The sequence below is a fragment of the Chryseobacterium indologenes genome, from assembly GCF_002025665.1.
Classification (GTDB): domain Bacteria; phylum Bacteroidota; class Bacteroidia; order Flavobacteriales; family Weeksellaceae; genus Chryseobacterium; species Chryseobacterium metallicongregator.
In genome coordinates this window covers 5,166,067-5,181,933 of sequence record NZ_CP018786.1, presented here as the reverse complement: position 1 = coordinate 5,181,933, position 15,867 = coordinate 5,166,067, and the positions used below count along the sequence as shown (strand labels likewise).

The 15,867-nt window shown below is 36.1% G+C and carries 17 protein-coding genes; 6 read left to right on the top strand and 11 right to left on the bottom strand.

What is annotated here, in order from left to right; genetic code table 11:
• Positions 1 to 113: 113 nt before the first annotated feature.
• Positions 114 to 2,648 carry an ATP-dependent Clp protease ATP-binding subunit gene (locus tag BUE84_RS23405; protein ID WP_079244026.1) on the top strand — a complete coding sequence of 845 codons (2,535 nt, stop codon included), beginning with the start codon at positions 114 to 116 and terminating at the stop codon, positions 2,646 to 2,648.
• Positions 2,649 to 2,793: 145 nt separating this feature from the next.
• Here the strand turns inward: BUE84_RS23405 and BUE84_RS23400 are convergent, their stop codons facing one another.
• Positions 2,794 to 3,321, bottom strand: a complete 528-nt coding sequence (locus BUE84_RS23400; RefSeq protein ID WP_079243718.1) for a hypothetical protein — start codon at positions 3,319 to 3,321, stop codon at positions 2,794 to 2,796.
• Positions 3,322 to 3,514: 193 nt separating this feature from the next.
• Between BUE84_RS23400 and mnmA the strand changes: the two genes are divergently transcribed.
• Together mnmA and BUE84_RS23390 are read left to right on the top strand one after the other, a co-directional pair.
• Entirely contained in the window at positions 3,515 to 4,702 is a 1,188-nt protein-coding gene (mnmA, locus tag BUE84_RS23395; RefSeq protein WP_079243717.1) for a tRNA 2-thiouridine(34) synthase MnmA, read from the top strand.
• A gap of 126 nt (positions 4,703 to 4,828) precedes the next feature.
• Positions 4,829 to 5,038 (top strand): hypothetical protein, encoded by a 210-nt coding sequence (locus tag BUE84_RS23390; RefSeq protein WP_079243716.1) that lies wholly within the window; start codon positions 4,829 to 4,831, stop codon positions 5,036 to 5,038.
• Between the two features lie 63 nt (positions 5,039 to 5,101).
• Here BUE84_RS23390 and BUE84_RS23385 read toward each other — a convergent pair whose 3' ends face one another.
• Both BUE84_RS23385 and BUE84_RS23380 read right to left on the bottom strand, forming a co-directional pair.
• A complete protein-coding gene (locus tag BUE84_RS23385) occupies positions 5,102 to 5,452 on the bottom strand; it encodes a hypothetical protein (protein ID WP_079243715.1) in 351 nt (116 codons plus the stop codon).
• Between the two features lie 14 nt (positions 5,453 to 5,466).
• Positions 5,467 to 6,195, bottom strand: coding sequence for a glycine-rich domain-containing protein (locus BUE84_RS23380; protein WP_079243714.1), 729 nt, complete (start codon positions 6,193 to 6,195; stop codon positions 5,467 to 5,469).
• Positions 6,196 to 6,308: 113 nt separating this feature from the next.
• On the opposite strand from BUE84_RS23380, the gene BUE84_RS23375 reads away from it, so the two are divergent.
• The 3 genes from BUE84_RS23375 to BUE84_RS23370 all read left to right on the top strand — a co-directional run bounded on the left by BUE84_RS23375 (position 6,309) and on the right by BUE84_RS23370 (position 8,900).
• Entirely contained in the window at positions 6,309 to 7,205 is an 897-nt protein-coding gene (locus BUE84_RS23375; RefSeq protein WP_079243713.1) for a hypothetical protein, read from the top strand.
• A 100-nt stretch (positions 7,206 to 7,305) separates the two neighbouring features.
• On the top strand, positions 7,306 to 7,503 hold the full coding sequence (locus tag BUE84_RS24265) for a hypothetical protein (protein ID WP_145953323.1): 198 nt from the start codon (positions 7,306 to 7,308) through the stop codon (positions 7,501 to 7,503).
• A gap of 170 nt (positions 7,504 to 7,673) precedes the next feature.
• Positions 7,674 to 8,900, top strand: coding sequence for a DUF6051 family protein (locus BUE84_RS23370; RefSeq protein ID WP_079243712.1), 1,227 nt, complete (start codon positions 7,674 to 7,676; stop codon positions 8,898 to 8,900).
• A 92-nt stretch (positions 8,901 to 8,992) separates the two neighbouring features.
• Here the strand turns inward: BUE84_RS23370 and BUE84_RS23365 are convergent, their stop codons facing one another.
• The 8 genes from BUE84_RS23365 to BUE84_RS23330 all read right to left on the bottom strand — a co-directional run bounded on the left by BUE84_RS23365 (position 8,993) and on the right by BUE84_RS23330 (position 15,859).
• Entirely contained in the window at positions 8,993 to 9,736 is a 744-nt protein-coding gene (locus BUE84_RS23365; RefSeq protein WP_079243711.1) for a LytR/AlgR family response regulator transcription factor, read from the bottom strand.
• A 60-nt stretch (positions 9,737 to 9,796) separates the two neighbouring features.
• On the bottom strand, positions 9,797 to 10,072 hold the full coding sequence (locus tag BUE84_RS23360) for a 2TM domain-containing protein (protein ID WP_079243710.1): 276 nt from the start codon (positions 10,070 to 10,072) through the stop codon (positions 9,797 to 9,799).
• Between the two features lie 30 nt (positions 10,073 to 10,102).
• Positions 10,103 to 10,399 (bottom strand): 2TM domain-containing protein, encoded by a 297-nt coding sequence (locus BUE84_RS23355; RefSeq protein WP_079243709.1) that lies wholly within the window; start codon positions 10,397 to 10,399, stop codon positions 10,103 to 10,105.
• 125 nt (positions 10,400 to 10,524) lie between these two features.
• Positions 10,525 to 11,094 (bottom strand): methyltransferase family protein, encoded by a 570-nt coding sequence (locus BUE84_RS23350; RefSeq protein WP_079243708.1) that lies wholly within the window; start codon positions 11,092 to 11,094, stop codon positions 10,525 to 10,527.
• Between the two features lie 46 nt (positions 11,095 to 11,140).
• Positions 11,141 to 11,446, bottom strand: coding sequence for a 2TM domain-containing protein (locus BUE84_RS23345; protein ID WP_079243707.1), 306 nt, complete (start codon positions 11,444 to 11,446; stop codon positions 11,141 to 11,143).
• A gap of 4 nt (positions 11,447 to 11,450) precedes the next feature.
• A complete protein-coding gene (locus BUE84_RS23340) occupies positions 11,451 to 12,764 on the bottom strand; it encodes a 2TM domain-containing protein (protein WP_079243706.1) in 1,314 nt (437 codons plus the stop codon).
• Between the two features lie 138 nt (positions 12,765 to 12,902).
• Complete coding sequence (locus BUE84_RS23335) at positions 12,903 to 13,562, bottom strand: hypothetical protein (RefSeq protein WP_079243705.1); 660 nt, start codon at positions 13,560 to 13,562, stop codon at positions 12,903 to 12,905.
• 50 nt (positions 13,563 to 13,612) lie between these two features.
• Complete coding sequence (locus BUE84_RS23330) at positions 13,613 to 15,859, bottom strand: TonB-dependent receptor (protein WP_079243704.1); 2,247 nt, start codon at positions 15,857 to 15,859, stop codon at positions 13,613 to 13,615.
• Between the last annotated feature and the right edge of the window lie 8 nt (positions 15,860 to 15,867).

The window sequence follows — 15,867 nt, the reverse complement described above, 5'->3', positions numbered from 1 at the left end:
TAAGATAATAAAATTTTTTCTGCCATAAAGTCATTAATTGATTTTTGGTAAAATATTTGTAATTTAGATAATGAATAAAAGGTAATGTTGCCTTTGTTCTAATGAGATATATTATGGATTATAAGTTTTCACAAGGTTTGAGCCAGGTGTTCAAACAAAGCAAAAGCGAAGCTAAAAGGCTGAAAAGTGAATTTCTTAATACAGAACATCTACTTTTAGGTATTATAAAAACGGAAAACTCTGCAAAAGAAATCCTTCAAAACCTTAATGCGGATTTAACACAAATCAGAAGAAAAATTGAAACTTTAAATACAGCAAGTCTTAATCCTATTTCTGAAGAGGTTACCAATATTTCTTTCACTAAGATGGCAGACCATGCCATTAAACGTGCAGAGTTAGAATGCCGTCAATATAAAAGCAATGAAATTAATACCGTTCACCTGCTTTTAGGTATTCTTTATAAATATGAAGATCCTACTTCAAATATTCTGGGAGCTTATGACATCGACTACGAAGGAGTTTCAAGAGAATACCAGACTATGCTTAAAAATTCAGGGCAGTCTCCTCAGATGAGTGCTTACGATGACGATGACGAGAGAGAAGAATTTGAGCAAATGAGAAAGCCTACAGGAAATCTAGGTTCTGCAAAAAGTAAAACGCCTACATTGGATAACTTTGGTAGAGACCTTACTTCTTTGGCAAGAGATGGAAAACTAGACCCAGTAATCGGGCGTGAAAAAGAAATTGAGAGAGTTTCTCAGATCTTATCGCGTAGAAAGAAAAACAACCCACTTCTTATCGGGGAGCCGGGAGTTGGTAAGTCTGCCATTGCTGAAGGTTTAGCACTAAGAATTCAACAGAAAAAAGTGTCGAGGGTTCTTTACGGAAAACGTGTGATCACTTTAGACCTGGCAAGTTTAGTTGCCGGAACTAAATACCGTGGTCAGTTTGAAGAAAGAATGAAGGCGATTATGACGGAACTGGAGAAAAACAGAGATGTCATCTTATTCATTGATGAGCTTCATACGATTGTAGGAGCTGGAAGTTCTACGGGAAGTTTAGATGCTTCCAATATGTTCAAACCGGCTTTGGCAAGAGGTGAAATTCAATGCATCGGGGCAACTACCCTGGATGAATACCGTCAGTATATTGAAAAAGACGGAGCTTTAGAAAGAAGATTCCAGAAAGTAATGGTGGAACCTACTTCTATTGATGAAACCGTTCAGATCTTGAATCAGATCAAAGATAAATATGAGGAACATCATAATGTAATCTATACTCCGGAAGCAATTCTGGCTTGTGTCAATTTGACCTCAAGATATATTACAGACCGTTTCTTACCGGACAAAGCAATCGATGCCATGGACGAAGCCGGATCCCGCGTTTATATTAAAAACATGAAAGTTCCTACAGAAATCATTGATTTTGAAAAGAAAATCGAAGATATCAAAGAACTGAAACAGAAGGCTGTAAAAGCTCAGGACTATCTTGAAGCAAGAAAGCTGAAAGATGAAGAGGAACGTCTTCAAATGGAACTGAATGCTGCTCAGGAAAAATGGGACAAAGATGTAAAAGAGAAAAAAGAAACCGTAACGGAAGAAAATGTAGCGGAAGTGGTTTCTATGATGAGTGGTGTTCCGGTAACGAAAGTTGGTAAGAACGAGCTTGACAAATTGGCCCAAATGGATGAGAAGCTGAACGGAAAAGTAATCGGTCAGGAAGATGCTGTGAAAAAAGTAGTGAAAGCTATTCAAAGAAACAGAGCTGGTCTTAAAGATCCTAACCGCCCTATTGGTACCTTTATTTTCCTTGGAACAACCGGGGTTGGTAAAACCGAATTGGCAAAGGTAATGGCAAGAGAACTTTTCGAATCTGATGAATCTCTGATCAGAATTGACATGAGTGAATACATGGAGAAATTTGCGGTTTCAAGATTGGTTGGTGCGCCTCCGGGATACGTAGGATACGAAGAAGGTGGTCAGCTTACAGAAGCGGTAAGAAGAAAGCCTTATGCGGTGGTTCTTTTGGATGAGATTGAAAAAGCTCACCCGGATGTATTCAATATTCTGTTACAGATTTTGGATGAAGGACACGTTACAGACAGCTTAGGAAGAAAAATTGACTTTAGAAATACTATCATTATTCTTACCTCAAACATCGGAACCAGAGATCTTAAAGACTTTGGAGATGGTGTAGGATTCGGAACTTCTGCGAAGAAAACCACTTCAGATTCAAGAGCAAGAAGTACCATTGAAAGTGCTCTTAAAAAAGCATTTGCTCCAGAATTCTTAAACAGAATTGATGATATTGTAATCTTCAACTCTCTTGTACAGGATGATATCAAGAAAATTATCGATATTGAACTGAACAAACTGTATGGCAGACTTGAAAAACTAGGATATAAAGTAGATCTTACTGAAGAAGCAAAAGACTTTATTTCTGAAAAAGGATGGGATAAAGATTTCGGAGCAAGACCATTGAAACGTGCCATCCAGAAGTATATTGAAGACTTATTGGCAGAAATGCTGGTAAACAAGCAATTGAATGAAGGAGAAACCGTGGTTCTTGACCTTAATGAAGCAAAAGACGGATTGATCGGAAAAACACAGAAAGCTAAAAAATCTGCTGAAAAGTCTTCTCAATCTTAATTAAATAAGAAATTAAATTTCAATAAAAAATCCCCGGGAAGTTTCCCGGGGATTTTTATTTTTATATGTTTTGGCTAAAGCCGAATGAATTTTGTTTTCTAATTATTAAACGGGCTAAAGCACATTTCTATTGATAAATCAAACATTAAAGTCCCACCACAAAGCCGATATTCGGGATCAGACCACTGGAAAATACACTGGAGTTCTGTTTCCAAAGCACATTATACATTAATCCCAGCTGCATAAAGGAGTTATTTCCAATTCGCTGCATATAACCTCCTCCAAGATACAGAGCATTTTCTTCTGTATTGTATTTATAATCGTAGTATTTATCCTTGTAATCCACAAAATAATGCTGGTAGTTAGCTCCCACATAAAATGATCTGGCAAAATAATAATTGACAAAAGGGCCTACTCCAAACATGGTAGATTTATAATAATCAGAAGTCTGCCACGAAACACTTCCTATTACCCCGCCTTCAAAATCATTAGTAAACCTGTAGCCTACTCTTGGTGATGCAGATAGGTTAAAAGCGCTGTTACTTCCAAATCCTAATCCAATGCCTCCTCCAAAAGTCCACTTGCTGTTTTCCTGTACGGGTGCACCCACTGAAATTTGGGAAAAAACTGATCCTGAAGATATCAGCATCATTGAAATAATAAACTTTTTCATATTTTATATTTTTGGTCTTACAATTATATGCTCATCTGTTTCCATCTGCAGAGAGGTTGATAAAAAGATGACATATAGCTCTATCGTTTTTATCAATGTTTAAAATTATGTTTTTTTTACGAATTTATTTAGTTGTATTTTTGCCGCATCAAACTAAGAACTCCCGTTAAGAGTTTCGTAAAATTGAAATACAATGAAAATAGTAGTAGGCCTCTCCGGAGGTGTAGATTCTAGTGTTACAGCGTATTTGCTGCAACAGCAAGGCCATGAGGTAGTGGCTTTATTCATGAGAAACTGGAACGATGCTTCCGTAACACTTGAAGATGAATGTCCCTGGATTGAGGACAGTAATGATGCCCTTATGGTGGCACAAAAGCTTGGAATTCCTTTCCAGGTGATAGACATGAGTGAACTTTACAAAGAACGCATCGTTGACTATATGTTTGCCGAATACGAAAAAGGCAGAACTCCCAACCCTGATGTATTGTGTAACAGAGAAGTAAAATTCGATGTTTTTATGAAGACTGCCATGTCTTTAGGTGCAGATAAAGTAGCAACAGGACATTATGCAAGGGTAAATTCTACTTTTGACGAAAACGGTAAAGAAATTTTCCATCTTCTGGCCGGGAAAGATAATAATAAAGATCAGTCTTATTTCCTTTGTCAGCTCAGTCAGGATCAGCTTTCAAAAGCTTTGTTTCCTATCGGAGAACTTACAAAGCCTCAGGTAAGAGAAATTGCGAAAGAAATCGGACTGGTAACGGCAGATAAAAAAGATTCTCAGGGATTATGTTTTATCGGGAAAGTAAGCCTTCCACAGTTTTTACAACAGCAATTAAAACCTAACGAAGGTGAAATCGTAGAAATTTTCAAAGATTCTCCTTTATTTTCGGAAGAAAAACCTGAATTCTCCTCCAAAGAAGAGGAACTTGAGTTTTTATCCAAAAAAATCCATTATAAAAAATCTGACGGAAAAGTAATCGGGAAACATCAGGGAGCCCAGTTTTTCACGATCGGACAAAGCAAAGGACTTGGTATAGGCGGCCACAAAGAAAGCTGTTTTATCATCTCCAGAGATATGGAAAACAACATCCTTTTCGTAGGAGAAGGAAGCCATTTCCCGGGACTTCACAAAAAAGCTTTGAAAATAGACAATTCTGAACTGCACTGGGTGCGTGAGGATTTGAGACTTCAGAACGGAGGATCTATGGAAGTAATGGCAAGATTCAGATACAGGCAGCCTTTGCAGAAAGCAACCCTGTATCAGTTTGAGAATGCTTTTTATATTGAATTTGATGAGCTTCAGTCCGCTATTGCCGAAGGACAGTTTGCTTCATGGTATATCGATGAGGAACTGATCGGTAGCGGTGTGATTTCGTAAGAGATTCGGGGTACGGGATTCGGGTCATTGAGATTGTTTTTTTAAGAAAATATTTTTTTGAAATTTTTCTGTAACGTTTTTTAAGTTATAATACTTACTGAGTAAATAACAATAAAAAATACTACTATGAAAACATCTACAAAAAACCAGTATGCTTATGTAAACAATATTCTGATTGCAGTTGTATCCTCTATTTTCGGTTATAATCTTTATCAGGCCATTGTACATCCGGAAAACTCCAATATCGCGATCAGTCTTATTTTAGTCGTCCTGACTTCCGTTATGGTTCGAAAATATGGCTATCAGCCCGTAAAAGAAAAAAAGAAAGATATTTAATATCAACAACACATGATAAAGCCCGGAACATTTCTGTTTCGGGTTTGTTTTTAACAATAGATTCTACTTTATCTTTTCATTGACATGACCTGAGATAAAAATCAATGTAACAATACATTCTGCTATTAAGATCATAACCAGAAATCCAACTGGTTTTCCCAATATGATGCCTCTGACAAACTTGATAATTCCCAATAAGAAAATTAATCCCACAAAATAAAATGTCGTTCCCGAAATGGTTTCTTTCAAAGAATTTAGAATGAAAAGCGAAGCATAAAATCCAAAAACCAGGATAAGATAGAACCTCAGAAAGTCTGGACCTTTAAGAATAATCGGATTAAATGTCTGCGTTACTGCCATAAGCCATATAAAGCTTATCACAACCGGAACTGAATGAATGATGAGTTTTTTCATAATAATTAGTTTTATTATCCTCCACAGCCCCCACAACCACCGCAGCCGCCTCCACAACCACCTCCGCCGCTGCAGCTTGATCCGCCACAACTTCCTCCGTCATTGTTTTGCTTATCTTTTCTGTTAGGATCAGAAACCTCCTGATCTCCTATAATTGAAACGATTGTTCCCAGAATGAAAATAATCCCAAATACGACTCCAGTAACCATTAATCCTGAAAAATTATCTCCTTCTGTACACGAAAATAGAAGCAGTAACACAAATATGGGAGCAAAGAAGGCCATTCTTCTCAGCCAGGATTGTACTTTTGACTTTTTCTTACTCTCTCTCCAGATTTCGTCTGGTGCTTCTTGCTGAAAAATCTGCCGATAACCTGTTAAAGTATCTTCAAACCAGTTCTGATGTTTTTCTTTTTCCGCATAGCCACCTTTCGAAGGATGATGATGAAGTGTTTTTTTTAAAATATGCGGACAGAATTCTTCCCAATAATTCTGGGTATAGATAAGATGCATATGCCAAACCTTATCAACTATCTTACTGGGAGAAGCTCCATGGGGAAGAGTACAACAGAGATAAACAAACTTTTTGTATTCTTCAATTGCTTTTCGTGTGAAATCAAGACTCCAGCGTTCTTCCTTTGCTAGTTTTTTTGAGAAAGGGAACTCGACACCGGGAACATCCAGAGAAAATTCCTGTATGCGGCTCCAAAGAGATTCGTCTTTTACTATCATTTTTGTTTCCATTGTTTTGATTTTTGTTTTCTATTCAAATATCAATGGATTATACAATATAAAAGTCTTTCAAAAATCTTTTTTAGTTTGATAAAAATCTTAAATTAGTCTTACAAATAAACACCATGAAAAAGGAAGATATTCTGCATCTTGAAAAGCTTATGAATTTCTTAAGCAGGCAATTTTTAAAGAAAAATCATTGGGAAGACGTTACCAAAACTGAATGGTCTTATATAAGTGCTGAACTGAATGAACTGATTATCAATGATCATTCAGAAAAAGAGATCAAAAAAAAGCCAGATCTTTTGGGTACTAATTATCTCTATGAGCATCTGATTATCAATAAGCTGAAGAAATTCAGACAGAATGAAAATGCAGTTCTGAGCAGACCCAACCTTGCTAAACTGAGTTTAATTGTCAAGGTTTTGGGTTATTCAAATTACATAGATTTTATTAACTCCAATACGGAAGCATTTAATTTCAATGATCTGAGGATTGATATGAATAATGCCAATATGAATACCGCGCTTTTAGACCGTTTAATAGGCTGCTGGTATTCTTACAACAGAAATCTGCCCGATAATCCTTTGATGGCAAAAGAAGACCGCATATGGCGTTCTGCCATGGAAATTTACAAGTCTGAAACCACCGGAGAATATTTTATTGAAAGAAGCGGTGGCGATCACCATAAATATTTCGGAAAGGTAACCGCTTATTCGGATTATGTGTTTATCATCATGAACAGCAATACATTTATTCGTCAAAGGCATTTCATTTCAAGGATAAAGGACATTAAAGAAAAACTTAAGAATCCGGACTATAAACTCCACGAAATCCACTTCATAAGTACCTGCATCAGTTTCAACCAGGAGCCTATTGCTTTGTTTGAAATTTTCAGAAAAGCGGACAGAAAAAACTTTATTTCTGATTCTATCAGTTTTCCCATTGACAGTGATGAGATCCCAGAATCAATTGTAAAACAACTTGAAGACACAGAATCTAACAGGATTGATTACAGATAGTTAAACAATAAAAGAGTGAAATTTTTAGAGATATTGAAAAATTATTGTAACGTTTTTAAAGTTGATATACTTACTGATTAAACAACAATATACCATCACTATGAAAACAACAATCAAACCCCCATATACATCTGCCAATAATGCACTTATTTTCTTCGTGTCCATGCTCGTTGGATACAATATCTATCAGGAAATTTTTCGCCCTGAGAAAGCTGACCTTATGTTATGTATCGTTATGATGGCTATCACTGCTATCACTGTACAGAAATATGGTGTTAAAACCAATGGAAAGCTATAAAAATAAACATCATTATCAATCTATATATCAAGACCCCGGAATAAAACTGTTTCGGGGTTTATTGTAATTCTTCTATGCTTAGAATACATTTAGATCCTAAAAATCAATTCATTACCACAATATTTATCTAACTTGATAGTTCTAAACATGAACCTTTCAATCGCTATGCTATGGAATATTATGAATTGTATGAAGTTTTGAAAAATCATTTTGATTCCGGAAAAAACAGGGCTGAACTTAAAGAACTGAATCTAAGCATTGAATCAATTTCATTTGAATCTAAGGTTTGCGACCTGCTTTACGGTTCAGAAAATCAACATTGCCACAAGCATCAGCAAACACTTGAAATCAACAAAAACGGCTATCTCTTTTATAGCCAGCCTGCAGTAGATATCAAAGATTTTGATATTGAATGCAATAAAAAGTTTGAATATCATATCCTGAAGAGAGCAGATATAGAAACAGCTAAAGAAGTTATCCTTTTCTTTCATGGCCTAAATGAAAAGAAATGGGATAAGTATCTTCCTTGGGCATATGAACTGGCCCAAAGAACACAAAAAGCCATCATATTATTTCCTATTGCTTTTCATATGGATCGTGCAGAACCGATATGGAGTGACCGCCATCACATGATGGAAGTGGTAAATTTCAGGAAGAAAAAGTATCCGGAAAACATGAATTACTCTTATGTGAATGCTGCCATAAGTTCCAGACTGGAAGCTCATCCTCAAAGAATGTTCTGGTCCGGTCTGCAGACCTATTCTGATATTACGGAAGTGGTAAAAAGTGTTAAAAACGGTCATCTTAAAAGTATTGCTCCGGATGCAAAACTGGATTTATTTGGATATTCGATAGGATCATTTCTGGCTCTGATTATCAAAATGGCAGATCCCCATCATTATTTTACCCGATCAAAAGTGTTTTGTTTTTGTGGAGGAATGACGATCGACAGGATGTTTCCTATATCCAAATATATCATGGATACTCAGGCAACCGTTAAAATGCAATCTGTTTTTACTGAATTATTAAGCTCTGATTTTAAATCGGATCCACGTTTGAAACATTATCAGACTGAAGCTTTACATCCACAGGAAAGCTGGTTCAAAAAAATGCTTCGCTACAATTATTTTCAGAAGGAAAGGGAGGAAAGAATTCAGGAAATCCAATCCCAGATCAAAGCCTATGTTTTGGAAAAAGACAGTGTTGCCCCTCCGATAGAAGCTTTAAATACATTGAAGGGCGGCTACAGGAATATCAATGTAGACATTGAAATCAAGGATTTCCCGTTTGAATATTCCCATATGGTTCCTTTTCCTCTTACCCATAAACATAAGAAAGAAGTTACGGAAGCCTTTCATCAGTTTGTAAAATCTGCCAGTGATTTTTATATGAATTAATTAGGTCACCATTTCAGGGATAAAATAGCGAAAGGAATAGTTTAAAAAATAATAATATAAGATCCATGGTGTTTGTTTTAGGTTAATTTTTATCAACTGACCAGCCAGTCTTTAAAATCTTTTACACGGTCTCTGCTGACAGTTATTTCCTCTTCAGGCTGAAACTCAAGGTCCACTTTGTAGTAAGGTGAAGTATGGATATTTTTAATATAATCTGAACTGATAATAAACTGCCTATTGACACGGAAAAACTTTTTTGTATCCAGAACATCTTCCAGCTCATCAAGGGTAAAATCTGATGGATAAGTACGGTCTTCCGTCTGAAGATAAACGATTTTATTCTCACTGAAAAAACAGCTTATCTCATGGGTTTGTATAATCTTAAGGTTATAGCCTATTTTAACCAGAACTCTAGAAAGGGTAGATTTTTCTTTTCTCATTAACTGTTTGATATCCTGAGAACCATTGGTGTCATTGGCAGGAATAAAGGATTTAAATTTCTCCACGGCTCCTTCCAGGTCTTCATCAAGAATAGGTTTTAAAAGATAATCAATGCTGTTCAGCTTAAAGGCTTTCAAGGTATATTGGTCAAAGGCTGTCGTATAAATAATGAAACCTTTGGTAGGTGCTTTTTCAAAGATATCAAAAGACAGTCCGTCACCCAAAACAATATCTGAAAAAATCAGCTGCGGATGTTCGTTTTCAGAAAACCAGGCAACTCCTTCTTCCACCGATTCTATTTTGGCAACTATCTCTATTTCAGGAAAATTATTCAACATTCTCTCTAATTTCCTTGAAGCAGGTTTTTCGTCTTCTATGATGACAGTTTTGATCATTGAGTTTTAATTTTGGTTTTCAGATTTTGGGAAATAAAGTTAGATAAAAGTGGACAGATTTTAATAGTTTATTGGCTTTTTCTCTTTTTTAAGCTCTTTTTCAATCATGTCTTTTTCCCATTCGGAATCAAAAAGAAACAGTTTTGCAGCTTTTACAAGAATGATAAATGCCCAAATTCCAAGGAGGGTATATCTGTCAAACCAATGAAAGCTAATCATCTTTTCGCCAAAAATATCATCAGGAATGAGAAGAAGAGCGAAGATGGCAAATATAAAAATGCTTTTATAGAATTTTCTAATGTTGTTCGTTTTTGTACTAGCAGTTTCGTAATCCATGATCGTGTAAGTTTTTAGTTATGATTATTGTTAGAATTTTTTTATTTTCTCTTTTTCCTCTTTCTCCATCAGTTCTTTTATTTTTCTTTCTTCCCAGCTTTTTCCGATTCCAAATACGCTGATGGCATGAAATGCAATTCCTATTCCCCATCCCAGTGCAGGCCATAAAAACCATAAGTATCCGGGAGCTGTCATAAGGTTCAGTATTGCTAGAAATGGAATCACAATACAATAAGAAGTAAGGTTTCCGTAAAACTCTTTTAATTCTTTTACTCTTCTGGATGCTTTTCTGTAAGCAATCGTCTCTTTATTTGGTAAAATTTCCATAATGTTTTGTTTTTAAAAGGTTAATTTGTTTTTTCTTGAATCAAAGGTAGTTCAGGAAAAGGGCACAAATCAATTTTACATTACCGAATGGTAGATTATGCTAGCCGAATCGTAAAAACCTGTCATTAATAGATAAAAGGGATCAGTTTCTTTGTGCTTTTTCTGTATTCAAGATACTCATCGCCAAACTGTTCTACCAAAGCCTGCTCTTCGATCTTAATCCTGTAGGCAAAAGCCAAAAACGGAGGTACAAAAGCAAAGAGTAATGACAGCCAGTTATTCAAATACAAACCTAGCCCAAGAGAGGTCAGCAGAGAAAAAGCATAGGAAGGATGTCTCAGATATTTATAAAATCCTTCTTTTTTGATTCTATGATCCTGTCTTATGGTAACATCTACAGTAAAATATTTTCCCAGAGATCTGATGATTACATATCTGACAATAATCCCGATAAGAATAAAAAACTCACCAAGATATAGAATCCAACTACCGCCAGCCATCGGAAAATGAGTATTATAGGACATGAATATTGAACTTGCAATAGAAAATGGAATGGCCAGCCATAAGATATTCAAGGTTGATTTATCTTTGTTCTTTTGATCTTCTTTACCGGATTTCAGCATATTCTTGTACAGAAATTCCGAGAGAAACCAAGCGGCCATTGAAATATAAAACAGAGTTGACAAAGTATTCATCTTCAATAAATTTAAAGTTAAAAGTATTTTGAAAAAGACAATTTCTTTAGTGATCTTTCTGTTTATCCATCAGTTCCTTGATCTTCTTATCTTCCCATTTTCTGATAAAATTAACCTGGGGCAGAAAAACGGTAACCGCATGGGCTGCAAGCCCTATTCCCCAGAAAGTTGCTGTGAAAAAGTTTTTGAACTGAAAATAACTTTCACCAGATTTCAGGTGCATACAATTATAGACAACAATCAGAGCATTCACTGCGATATAAGCAAATAAATGTCCGTAAAATCCACGCAGTCTTTCTACTTGCCTTCTTGCCCGTTGATATTCAATATCGTTTTCGTTAAATGTTCCCATGGTTCTATTTTTTTTGTTTGTTCATAATTTCACGAATCTTCTTTTCCTGCCAGGATTCTCCTACTCCAAACACCTGAAATGCGTGGGAAGCAACGCCTATTCCCCATCCCAATACAGGAAACCAGAACCAATGATTTCTGTTGCTCGTAAAAAGATTAATAAAGATTAAAAAGGCACTTATGGTACAGTAAGAAATAAGGTTCATATAAAAACTCTTAATCTCTTTTACTCTCTTTTGCGCCCGTTGATAAGCCGCAGAATCATCTTCAGGTTTCGAGGTGGAAACTTGTGGTTTAGCCATCAGCATTGGAAGTCTTACTTTAAAATGATCTTCGGATTTTTCTATGAATACATTTCGTTCTGTAAGAAGGGAATAACGCTGTACAATGTTAGCAAGACCAATTCCCGAGCTTTCTTTGATCTGTTCTCTCACCTGCAGATTATTTTCAATGCAAAGCGTATTTCCGTCTGAAAAAATTCTGATGGTCAAAGGTTTTGATGATGTCGCAAAATTGTGCTTGATACAGTTTTCCAACAGTAACTGCAACGCCAATGGAACTACATATTTCTGATAGTCTTCCTTGGGAACATCAAAAGTGAAATCTACACTGTCTTCAAACCTTGTTTTTAAAAGTTCACAATAGGTTTTGGCAAATTCTATTTCATCTTCTACTGTTACCAGCTCTTTATCTTTCTGTTCAAGTACATACCGGTAAATCTTTGACATTGAAGCAGTAAACTTCTGAGCCTGGCGCGGATTTTCATCGATTAGTGAGCTTAAAACATTCAGAGAATTGAATAGAAAGTGAGGATCCAGCTGATTTTTTAAACTTTCAAACTGGGCATTTGCTGATTTGGCAATAAGCTTCTGCTCTACGACTTCTTTTCTGGAATTCTTTTTAAGCTCTTCCATAAAGCTCTTAGCATGAAGAAAAGCAGAGATCAGAAGAGCAATATTAATCATGAACCAATTGGTTACCCCATACTTTGAAGAGAAAAACTCTTGTATAGTAGCCGTTTTCTGAATCACCACATAGTTCATGTAATTGCAGAAATAGACCAAAATAAAGTTCCCGATGATGATAGAAATAATACTTAGAACAGCTCTCGTTCGGGTCGCTTCTGACCAGGGAAACTTTTTGTTGAGGAATTCATTGATAAATCCGTTTCCAAATCCCAATACAAAAGAATACATGGTTGAAAGAAGCAGCGTGATCAGAAAAGTCTGCAAAGTCTTTTCATTATTAAAAAATAAAAAGAAAAACAAAGTGGTTCCTAATGACGTCCAAAGTAATATTTTAAAGTATTTACGCTTCATGATCTGTTTTCTTGACTCAAAATTAGTTTTTATTAAAGGTATCAAAAATTAATTGTTACCGAAGGGCTGATTTTCTTCTCTGAACGGTATAAAAAAACCTTCACGAATGAAGGTTAATGGATATAAATACAGTGAAAACTATTTTGCTTTTTCAACAGGTAAGCTTAAGAAATAATCTGCTTCTCCTTTTCCCCAGCTGGGATCTAAAGCCGTCTTAGGTTTGTATGCTTTAAATTTTGCCTGAGCATCTTTAAACATTTCCAATCCTTTGGTTTTGCTTCCTCCGTACTGTTCCGGTGTAAAATACACATCTTCTGCCTTGATAAGAGCAATTCTCGGATTTGAAGGATCTAATTTCTCTGCAATGCTCATTTCCTCAGCAGCTCTGGCACCATCTGTCATATAACGTTGTGCAGGGTTCACCATCATTCTCAGGGAATAAGACATTTTTCTCAGTAAGTGTATTTCCGCATTATCAGTTCCGGCAAGATTCTGAGCCATAGAAAGGTGTTTTTCAGCCTGATCTGCGATACCATCCAATTCCTGCATTTTGCCGTCTCTCATCAGGGTTCTTCCTTTTTGGATATAAGAAAATGCAGCATAGTAAGCAGGAAGCCATTTTGTGCTTTCTTTACTTCCTATTCTCTGGAAATCATTTGCCAGAGTCTGGAAATCTTCTGAGGTTTTGCAGGTCTCTATTCTGGCTATTTTTTCAGACATAATTTTGTCATAATCTGCCTGTGCAAAAGCTGTTAAGCTCACAAAAGCTAAAGCAAAACTTAAAAGGTATTTTTTCATGATATCAAATTTTAAAAGTGAGTTATGTTTGTTTGTTCTAAGATATGTTTTTATAAATTATTATTGATGGCATCATCTGTTTTGTCTACTCCAAAACTTATAAATGCTCCGATGAATACAAAAGTGTTGACTGGCGGAACGATGGCTGAGCTTCTGGATCCATTAGCAGAGAAATTGTAACCATATACATTTTTTGACCCTAAAATATTACTGATACTCAATACAAATACCGGAAATGCTTTTGCATCTTTTTTACCGATATTGGGAAGATAATTAATACTGAAATTCAAAGCGTTGTAATCTTTTAATCTTCCTTCTGTTCGGGTATAGTTAACAGTCTGTCCGTTTTCAAATTTGGAAGCGATATCGTAGTAAGGACGTCCTTTTGCATACGTATAAGATAAATTCACTCCAAGTTTCCATTCCGGAATAAATCTTTTAGCCACTGCCGAAAGGGTATGTTCAGCGGCAAAACTTGGCTGCAGGCTTACCGGATAATTAAGAAAATCTCTTTTTGAATCCAGGTATGAGTAACTGATCCAATAATCAATATTTTCAAATGTTTTTTTATTATCTCTCCAGAAGAATTCCACTCCTTTTGCATATCCGTATCCACTGTTGTTTAAAGCAGACTGAGTTTGCTGATTTTGCTCCTTATCCGGGTTAATATTAAAAGTTTTGATCAACTGATCGTATTTTTTGTAAAACGCTTCAAAACGTAGAGTTCTGCCCTCTGAAGCTCTCTGAACCTGAAAAATATAATGTTGAGATTGCTGAAAGCCAAGATTTGCAGGACCATTGATGTACTTGCTTTCCGGGTTTTGGTAGAAAAGTCCGTACGCTAATGAGGTTGTCCAATCTTTTGCAAGGCGGTATGCGATCGCAAAACGAGGAGCAATATTGTTCTTTCCTAAAAATGAGGAATGCTCTGCTCTTACTCCTATCTTCGCTGACAATGCATTACTGAATCCAAGATCCGTTTCCACGAAGGCCGCAGAGATTAAATCTGTATAATGTTTCTGTACAGCTTCAAAATTCAGATTTTCATCGGTATTATTCAGTTCAATTCCTCCTCTTACTGCACTGATTCTGTTGATTTTTCTTTCAAGAACAGCTTTGAAATTCAGATAATTTCCATCGGTAAGAAGTTGGCTTCTGTTGGATTCAACGTCATTGGTTTCTGTAGAAAAATGAAGATCTGATCTGTTGTAAGAGTAAGAACCGCCTACATTCAAAAGGTATTTTCCGAATTTCTGCTTAAAAGAGAGGTTGTGAAATGTATTTTTACCATTAAGTTTTACCAGACTGAAATCATATCCGGGTTCAAGACTTTCTGATCTTACCCCCATTTTATTGGAATTGAACATTCCGTAATATTTAAAAAAGCCTCCTGACTTTGTTTTAAATCTGAAATTCATATCTCCGTTAAGACCTTGTGGCGCTTCTACAAAATCAGTATTAAAATTAAAGACCTTCTGCATCAGGCTTAAAAGAGAATATCCTGCTGTAGCGCCATAGGAATAGTTTTTATTGTCTCCTAACTTTTGAAATCCTGCGCTCAGGAAAATAGGAGAAATACCAAAATTAAAGGAAGTTTCATCCGGAAGATCGACACTTTCCAGCATCAATGCCCCGGAAAGAGCCTGCCCGTACAGCGCAGAATAGCCACCACTTGAGAAGATATTTCCTTTAAAAAGAGAAGTATTGAACTGATCTCTTCCAGCAATCCCCGGAACAGAGTTGGAAAAATAATTGTTGATAAGACTACCGTCCATAAAAATTTTAGATTCCGTTCCTGTACCTCCACGGATAAACAGTCCTTCCGTCCCTCCTACTTTCTGCACTCCCGGAAGATAGGTCAATGCTGAAGAAATCTGTCCGTCTGCTCCTGCCGTTGTATAAATATCAATGGGAGTAAGCAGCGCTGTTGCTCTTTTCTTATCGCTGGCTTCAATAGATCCGGCAGAAACCACTACTGCATCAATCTCGCTGATCTGCTCTTTAAGATCAATATTCAGCGAAACATCTTGGTTTTCAATAGAAATATCTCTTTCTACATTTTCATATTTAGGATGGGCAAACGTTATTTTGTGAGGTCCTTTTTCCGAAGTTTCAAAGGTAAAATTACCCTGAGCATCTGTGGTAGCACCGTCATAGGTATCTTTTAAAGTCACGTTTACTTCACTTATTCCTTTATTTTTGAAGGATACTTTTCCTGATATTTTCACCTGGGAATATCCCATAATGGAGGTGAGAAGGAGAATCAGAAACAGGATGTTTTGTCCTTGTGTTTTCATTTTTATTG